At 43.7% G+C, this 6,254-nt stretch carries 6 protein-coding genes and 1 pseudogene; 6 read left to right on the top strand and 1 reads right to left on the bottom strand.

The features are described 5' to 3' along the window. Positions 1–14: 14 nt before the first annotated feature. From BLV62_RS25260 to BLV62_RS25285, 6 genes are all read left to right on the top strand, one after another. Positions 15–1,802, top strand: coding sequence for a RagB/SusD family nutrient uptake outer membrane protein (locus BLV62_RS25260; RefSeq protein ID WP_168927988.1), 1,788 nt, complete (start codon positions 15–17; stop codon positions 1,800–1,802). Positions 1,803–1,832: 30 nt separating this feature from the next. Further along, a complete protein-coding gene (locus tag BLV62_RS25265) occupies positions 1,833–2,780 on the top strand; it encodes a discoidin domain-containing protein (protein WP_089765455.1) in 948 nt (315 codons plus the stop codon). A gap of 44 nt (positions 2,781–2,824) precedes the next feature. Next, positions 2,825–3,061 carry a hypothetical protein gene (locus BLV62_RS25270; protein WP_089765458.1) on the top strand — a complete coding sequence of 79 codons (237 nt, stop codon included), beginning with the start codon at positions 2,825–2,827 and terminating at the stop codon, positions 3,059–3,061. A 189-nt stretch (positions 3,062–3,250) separates the two neighbouring features. Continuing rightward, positions 3,251–3,724, top strand: a complete 474-nt coding sequence (locus tag BLV62_RS25275) for an SRPBCC domain-containing protein (protein ID WP_089765460.1) — start codon at positions 3,251–3,253, stop codon at positions 3,722–3,724. A 6-nt stretch (positions 3,725–3,730) separates the two neighbouring features. After that, entirely contained in the window at positions 3,731–4,120 is a 390-nt protein-coding gene (locus BLV62_RS25280; protein WP_089765462.1) for a DoxX family protein, read from the top strand. Positions 4,121–4,426: 306 nt separating this feature from the next. Further along, the gene (locus BLV62_RS25285; RefSeq protein ID WP_089765464.1) at positions 4,427–5,677 is read left to right on the top strand and encodes a site-specific integrase; all 1,251 of its coding nucleotides are present in this window, start codon (positions 4,427–4,429) and stop codon (positions 5,675–5,677) included. Between the two features lie 359 nt (positions 5,678–6,036). On the opposite strand, the pseudogene BLV62_RS28430 reads toward BLV62_RS25285, so the two are convergent. After that, positions 6,037–6,254 (bottom strand): annotated as a pseudogene (locus BLV62_RS28430) (hypothetical protein); the annotation flags it as partial.

Below are 6,254 nucleotides of genomic sequence, written 5' to 3' on the forward strand. Positions count from 1 at the left end.
ATAAATCAATGATCATGAAGAAATTTACCTTATATATCGCCATATTGTTTTTTACTGCCGGTTTACTTAGCAGCTGCAGTAAATACCTTGACCAGGTCCCTAATGACCGTATCACTATCGAGGAGGTATTTAAAAAGAAAGGGCCATCGGAAAGATACCTGGCTAATATCTACAGTTATGTCAACGACGAATCGGATCAATGGAACAATAATCCCTGGCTGGGAAACTGTGATGAAGCGGATGTTACCTGGTCTAAATACCCCATCTATAGCCTGAACATAGGCAATATGAGCGCGGGCAACGTATTGTTCGACAAGTGGGGATATTATTATAATGCCATCCGTGCTGCTACCTATTTCATGAAGCATATCAATGAGAACGTGGAGATACGCAGCCTGAATGGTCAGCAGCTGATAGATCAGTACCAGGCGGAAGCCCGTTGTTTAAGGGCTTATTACTATTTCCTCCTGATGAGGCAATTCGGGCCTGTGGTGCTGATGGGAGATACGCTCCTGGCGCCCGACGCTCCGGCAAGCGACATGCAGATCCCGCGCAGCCCATTCGACGAATGCGTGAACTATGTAAGCAGCGAACTGGATGCAGTAGCGGCTGCGTTGCCGCTCGTGCCCATGAATAACGGGGAACCCAGCGATCTGCAGGGCGGTCGCATGACAAAAGGAATTGCGCTTGCCATCAAATCACGGTTATGGCTATATGCAGCCAGTCCTCTGTACAATGGAAACACTGAAATGGCAAGTTTCAAAACCCAGGATGGCAGGAATTTCATTTCACAGAGCTTCGATAAAGAGAAATGGAAAAAGGCGGCAGATGCGGCTAAAGCGGTAATTGACCTCGGCCTCTATTCCCTGTATAAGGACCCGGGCGGCGATGTGAAAAAATCGTTGCAAGGCATATTCCTGCAGCCATGGAACAGCGAGCAGATCTTCGTCAGAAAGAGCAATGGCCTTTCTACCTACGATGTGCATTGCATGCCACGGCAGGCAGGCGGCTGGTGCGGTCTGGCTGTTACCCAGGAACAGGTGGATGCCTACTTCATGAAAGACGGTAAATCTATAACTGAATCGCCACTGTATTCTGAATCAGGTTTTACTACCGAAAACGGGGTGAAAGTGTTCAACATGTACCAGAATCGCGAGCCCCGCTTTTATACAGATGTGACTTACAACAACAGTATTTTCCTTGGCGGTAATATGAAATCAGCCGCTCCTGTCAGCTTCTTCCTCTCTGGACCTAATGGCAAGAACGGGCATCCTACCGATTGGTCTAAAACCGGCTACCTGATCAGGAAGAATGTGGGTACGCAAACCAACGACGGTTCCGGCGGGAATGGTCAGAAACAGATCAGGCCTATTATCCTTTTCAGGTTGGGAGAGATCTACCTGAACTATGCAGAAGCGCTGAACGAATATGATCCGGGAAACCCTGATATCTTGAAGTATGTGAATGCCATCCGTCGCCGCGCCGGTATCCCGGGCTATGGAGATGGAGCAGATGGGTTACCGGTACCTGCAACCCAGGCCGACGCAAGGAAGAAGATCCGCGACGAAAGGAGAGTAGAACTGGCGTATGAATGCCATAGGTGGTTCGATATCCGTCGCTGGAAGATAGCCGCTTCCGTAATGGGAGATGTTCATGGGATGGATATCAATAAAGATGGGGATGACTTTTATAAACGAAGCGTTGCCGCCACGCACTTATTCCGTTCGGCTAACTATTGGTTCCCGATCAGCCAGTATGAGATGGATAGAGGAAGAACAATGATCCAAAATCCCGGCTGGTAATAGTTTTATCTAAGTTCTAAAGTCAACGATATGTCATTCAAGCAATTCCATATATTTTGTTTTACAGTCCTGGCGGCGGCATTCAGTGCCTGCAACGATAAATTCGAGTTGCCGGAACAACCGTTATCAGCCTATACAAAGGTATACATGCCTCAATCGGTGAATGGCCCCAAGGTCTACTCCTTCAAGATCAGTGATACCGCCCAGACAATGATCTACTCCGCCAATTTCGGCGGCCAGGATTATCCGGCTGCGGATATCCAGGTAACCTTTGCGGTTAATAACCAGCTGGTCGACAGCTTCAATAAAGCCAATGGTACCGCCTACGCCGTTTTACCTGAGAAGAGCTACGAGTATACTACTTCGGCCGTTATTCCGAAAGGCGCATTATCTACAGGTCCGCTGTCGGTAAAAGTAAAGACCTCGGGCGATGGGGCGATAGAAGTATTGAAAGACTACCTGCTGCCAGTTACTATCAGCAGCACCTCCGCAGAATTAAATACCGCAATGAGCGTGGCATTCTTCAAGGTATCTGTACAGCCGGAAGTCTATGACCGTACCGGGTGGACGATAGCCGGTTTCTCTTCTGAAGAAGCAGACGGGGAAGGGCCTAACAATGGCAGAGCGGTTTTCGTGTTGGATAACAATCCTTCCACTTTCTGGCATACGCAATGGAAAGGCGCCAGTCCCGGCCCTCCGCATTACCTGGTCGTGGATATGGGAGCCGCTAAAACAGTTCATGGCCTGGCTTTAACGCCACGGCAGTCAGACAATTCCGGCAAGCCGCAGGAACTGACAGTGGAAACCAGCACCGATAACCAAACCTGGCAGGCCGTTGGCTCATTTACCATGGAAAATACAACAGCCGAACAAATGAGAACCCTATCAACGTATACTGATGCCCGTTATATCAAACTGACCATCACCAAAAGTTATAACGCATCTTATACTCACCTGGCAGAATTTAAAGCATTCTGATAACCGGGAGGAAATTGCCTGCCATGCTACAACAAAACGTTAAGATGGAATGCACAGCTGGCAGGCATTTTTTCCGTGAGTTTGTCAATTACCGGGAAAGACTTGGATTACCTGTTGCCGGCAAGGAAGGCGCTGAAGCAGAGGCGCATTTCGGTTGGTTCAAATACTTCGCATCAATGAATTGTGCTGCTTCCAGCGAGTTGACAAGGCAGGCGCTGGGCTGGGAAACCAGGGAAGCAGGGTTGCTGGAAGACCTGGTTGCAGGCGGCTATCTGGCCTGACAAACTGCTTTTTACCTGGTAAAAAAATGCGGGAGGCGGGAATTTAATTCCTGCCTCCCGCATTTTTTTTGTTGTTGATTATCAATTTGTTAAGTAAATAGTCAGAAAATAAATTTGCGTAGTTAAATGACTACATATACATTTGTAGTCAAATGGCTACATTTTATTTATCTTTTAAAAACTTCTGCAATGACACACAAAACAATTGTTGAATCATCCGGCGGTCAACAGGATGTCAGGATAACAAGAACATTCGACCTACCCGTTGAATTGCTTTTCAGGGCATACGAAGATCCCGAACTGGTTGAAAAATGGATGCACACCAAGGTATTGAAACTGGAGAACCGCACTCATGGCAGTTACACGTTTGAAACTACCAGCCAGCAAGGCGACGTCCTTTTCCGCGCAAACGGGGTGATTCACCAGTTTGTTCCCGGCCGAAAGATTGTCAGGACCTTTGAAATGGAGAATACGCCTTTCGGGGCGCAGTTGGAGTTCCTCGAGTTTGAAAAACTGACAGCGGATACCAGCAGGCTTAATATGCATGTGATCTACAGGTCGGAAGCCGAAAGGGACCAGGTACTGCATATAGGCATCGGGCTGGAAAAAGGTATCAACCTGGCACATAATAAACTGGAAGAAATTACCGGCAAACTAAAATAAGACGCTATGAAAAAAAGAGATAAGATCATTTATTGGATCGCTACCATTTGGCTCGCGTTGGGTATGACATCAACCGCCCTTGTTCAGCTTTTGAAAATGAACAGTGAGAGTGATTTTATTTTTAAGTTAGGATTTCCTACCTATATTTTAACATTGTTGGGAATATGGAAGATACTGGGCGTGATCGCCATTCTTGTTCCCCGTTTTCCTTTACTGAAAGAATGGGCATATGCCGGCTTTTTCTTTGCCATGTCGGGCGCCGTGTTTTCGCATATCGCACATGGGGATGCAGCGGGTGATATTTTCCCGTCGTTATTATTGCTGGTGCTAACGTTAATCTCCTGGTATTTCAGGCCGGCAAACAGAAAACTGCCATTGCTCGTCAGGAATTCCTGATTTTTGAAATATCTTTACACGAACCATCACTGTATACTTGTAAAATAAATTTTCAGTAAATATACATCAAAGATTAATAACAGGTAAAACGATTGTAAATAAAGGCTTTACAATCGTTTTTTGATTTTTTGGTAATGATGTAAAAAGCAGAAAAAAGCGAGGTTAGGCAAAAGGAAGGTTACTAAAACGTTACTTTCAAGCATTACAAGAAACCGATTTAAAATGCTGTAATTCAGCTTTCTGCATAATTTTTCATATTGTTCCGTAGCTCACATAGGTTTAATTTTATCATTAAGAATTGTGAGTATGGAAACGACAAAAAAATCAACATTTAAGGTATTGTTCTACCTTAAAAAGAACGCCCCGAAGAAAAACGGAAAAGTTACGGTTATGTGCAGGATTACCGTAAACGGCAAACAATCTGCATTTAGTACCAAATTGGATATTTCTGCATCGAATTGGGATTTGAAGTACGGCAGGGTTTTAGGGAAAAGCCGAGAAGCCCAAGACACTAATAGCAAGCTTGATAAAATCCGTTTGGGCATTGAGGAATGCTATTCTAAAATTCTGAAAAACGAGGGAGCTGTAAACAGTCCTAAACTCAAAAATGCTTTTCTCGGTATGGAAAGTGGAGAATTAACCTTTTTCAAATTTTACGAGCAGTTTGTAGCTGACTTTGAAAAAAAGGTAAACAGCGGACTTCGGGTACAAGGCACATACCGCAGGTATAAAACGCTTTTAAAGCACTTGCGAAATTTTGCCCTTGTCAAATACGGTTATACCGATGTAATGTTTAACGACCTTACTTCTGATTTTGTACAGGATTTCGACTACTATTTACGTGACGATTTAACCCTAAATCATAATACTATTTGGAATTATATGATTGGTTTTACTACGCTTTGCCGTTTGGCAATGAACAGAAAACACCTCGCTTTTAATCCGTTCAGCGAGTATAAGAACACCAAAAAGGACAAAGACAGGGGTTATCTGTTGCGAAATGAATTGGAACAGCTCGTAACGTTCAACTGCGATAAAAAGAAAGACGAGTTTGTTAAAGACTTGTTTGTCTTCAGTTGCTTTACAGGGCTTTCCTATTCGGATATAAAAGGGCTTAAAAACAGTAATATCCAAGATTTCTTTGACGGTAACCAATGGATCATTGTCCGCAGGAGAAAAACAGCAACATCGTCCAATGTAATGCTGTTAGATATTCCCAAAATGATTATCGAGAAGTATGCAGGACTGTCAAAGGACGGCAGGGTTTTTCCTGTTCCGTCTAACAGTTCCTGTAATGATAGACTAAAAGCAATATCCAAGCTGATTGACTGTCTTAAAGAGAAAAAAGTAACCTTTCATTTGGCACGCCATACGTTTGCCACGCTGTTTTTGAGCGAGGGGGTTCCGCTGGAAAGTTTAAGCAAAATGTTAGGACATAAGAACATTGCTACCACACAGATTTACGCAAAAATTCTCAACGAGAAAGTTGGAAAGGATATGCAAAAGGTATCACATAAATTTAAGGGTATGGAGCAATCTTTTGTAGCAAGCCTATAACATTATATCACAATTCGATAAAAGAAAAATAGATATATAAATACAGCGTTTCGCTTTATAAATTCCTGTATCTGAAAGGTCGAAAATTTCAAATAGCACAGGAAAGTAAGAGTGGAAACGCCTACGGTAAAGCGTGGGCGTTCCTTTTTGCTTTGTGCTATCGGTATTCGACCACCGCAGATACGAGCAAGGGGAATTAGCTCACGTTATTTTTTTACCTGATTATGGGTTTCCGTAATAATTAGAAAATCATTATTGTCCGACAAAAATCGGGTTAAAAATGGCTGTAATCCCTTTCTGATAAGGATTACAGCCTAAAATTTGATTGTTTCAAAATTGGGGGAAGCTCCCCTCCTTTATTACGGTGAAAAGGCAAGCGATGATGCATTGTGTTTTTTTCTCCATGCTTTATATGTGTCTTTAATAAATTCCATCAGTCCAACATAGCTTGTCAGGTGTAATCTTATAACGGTGATCATATTAGCAAAAGATTTTTTCGTGGCAGCTTTCTTTCTGATGACCACCATCAGTAATTGAGCGATCAGCACGCAATAGACCTGCATTTTGACTGCATTGG

Origin of the sequence: Chitinophaga terrae (ex Kim and Jung 2007) (assembly GCF_900107795.1) — a bacterium.
Taxonomy (GTDB): domain Bacteria; phylum Bacteroidota; class Bacteroidia; order Chitinophagales; family Chitinophagaceae; genus Chitinophaga; species Chitinophaga terrae.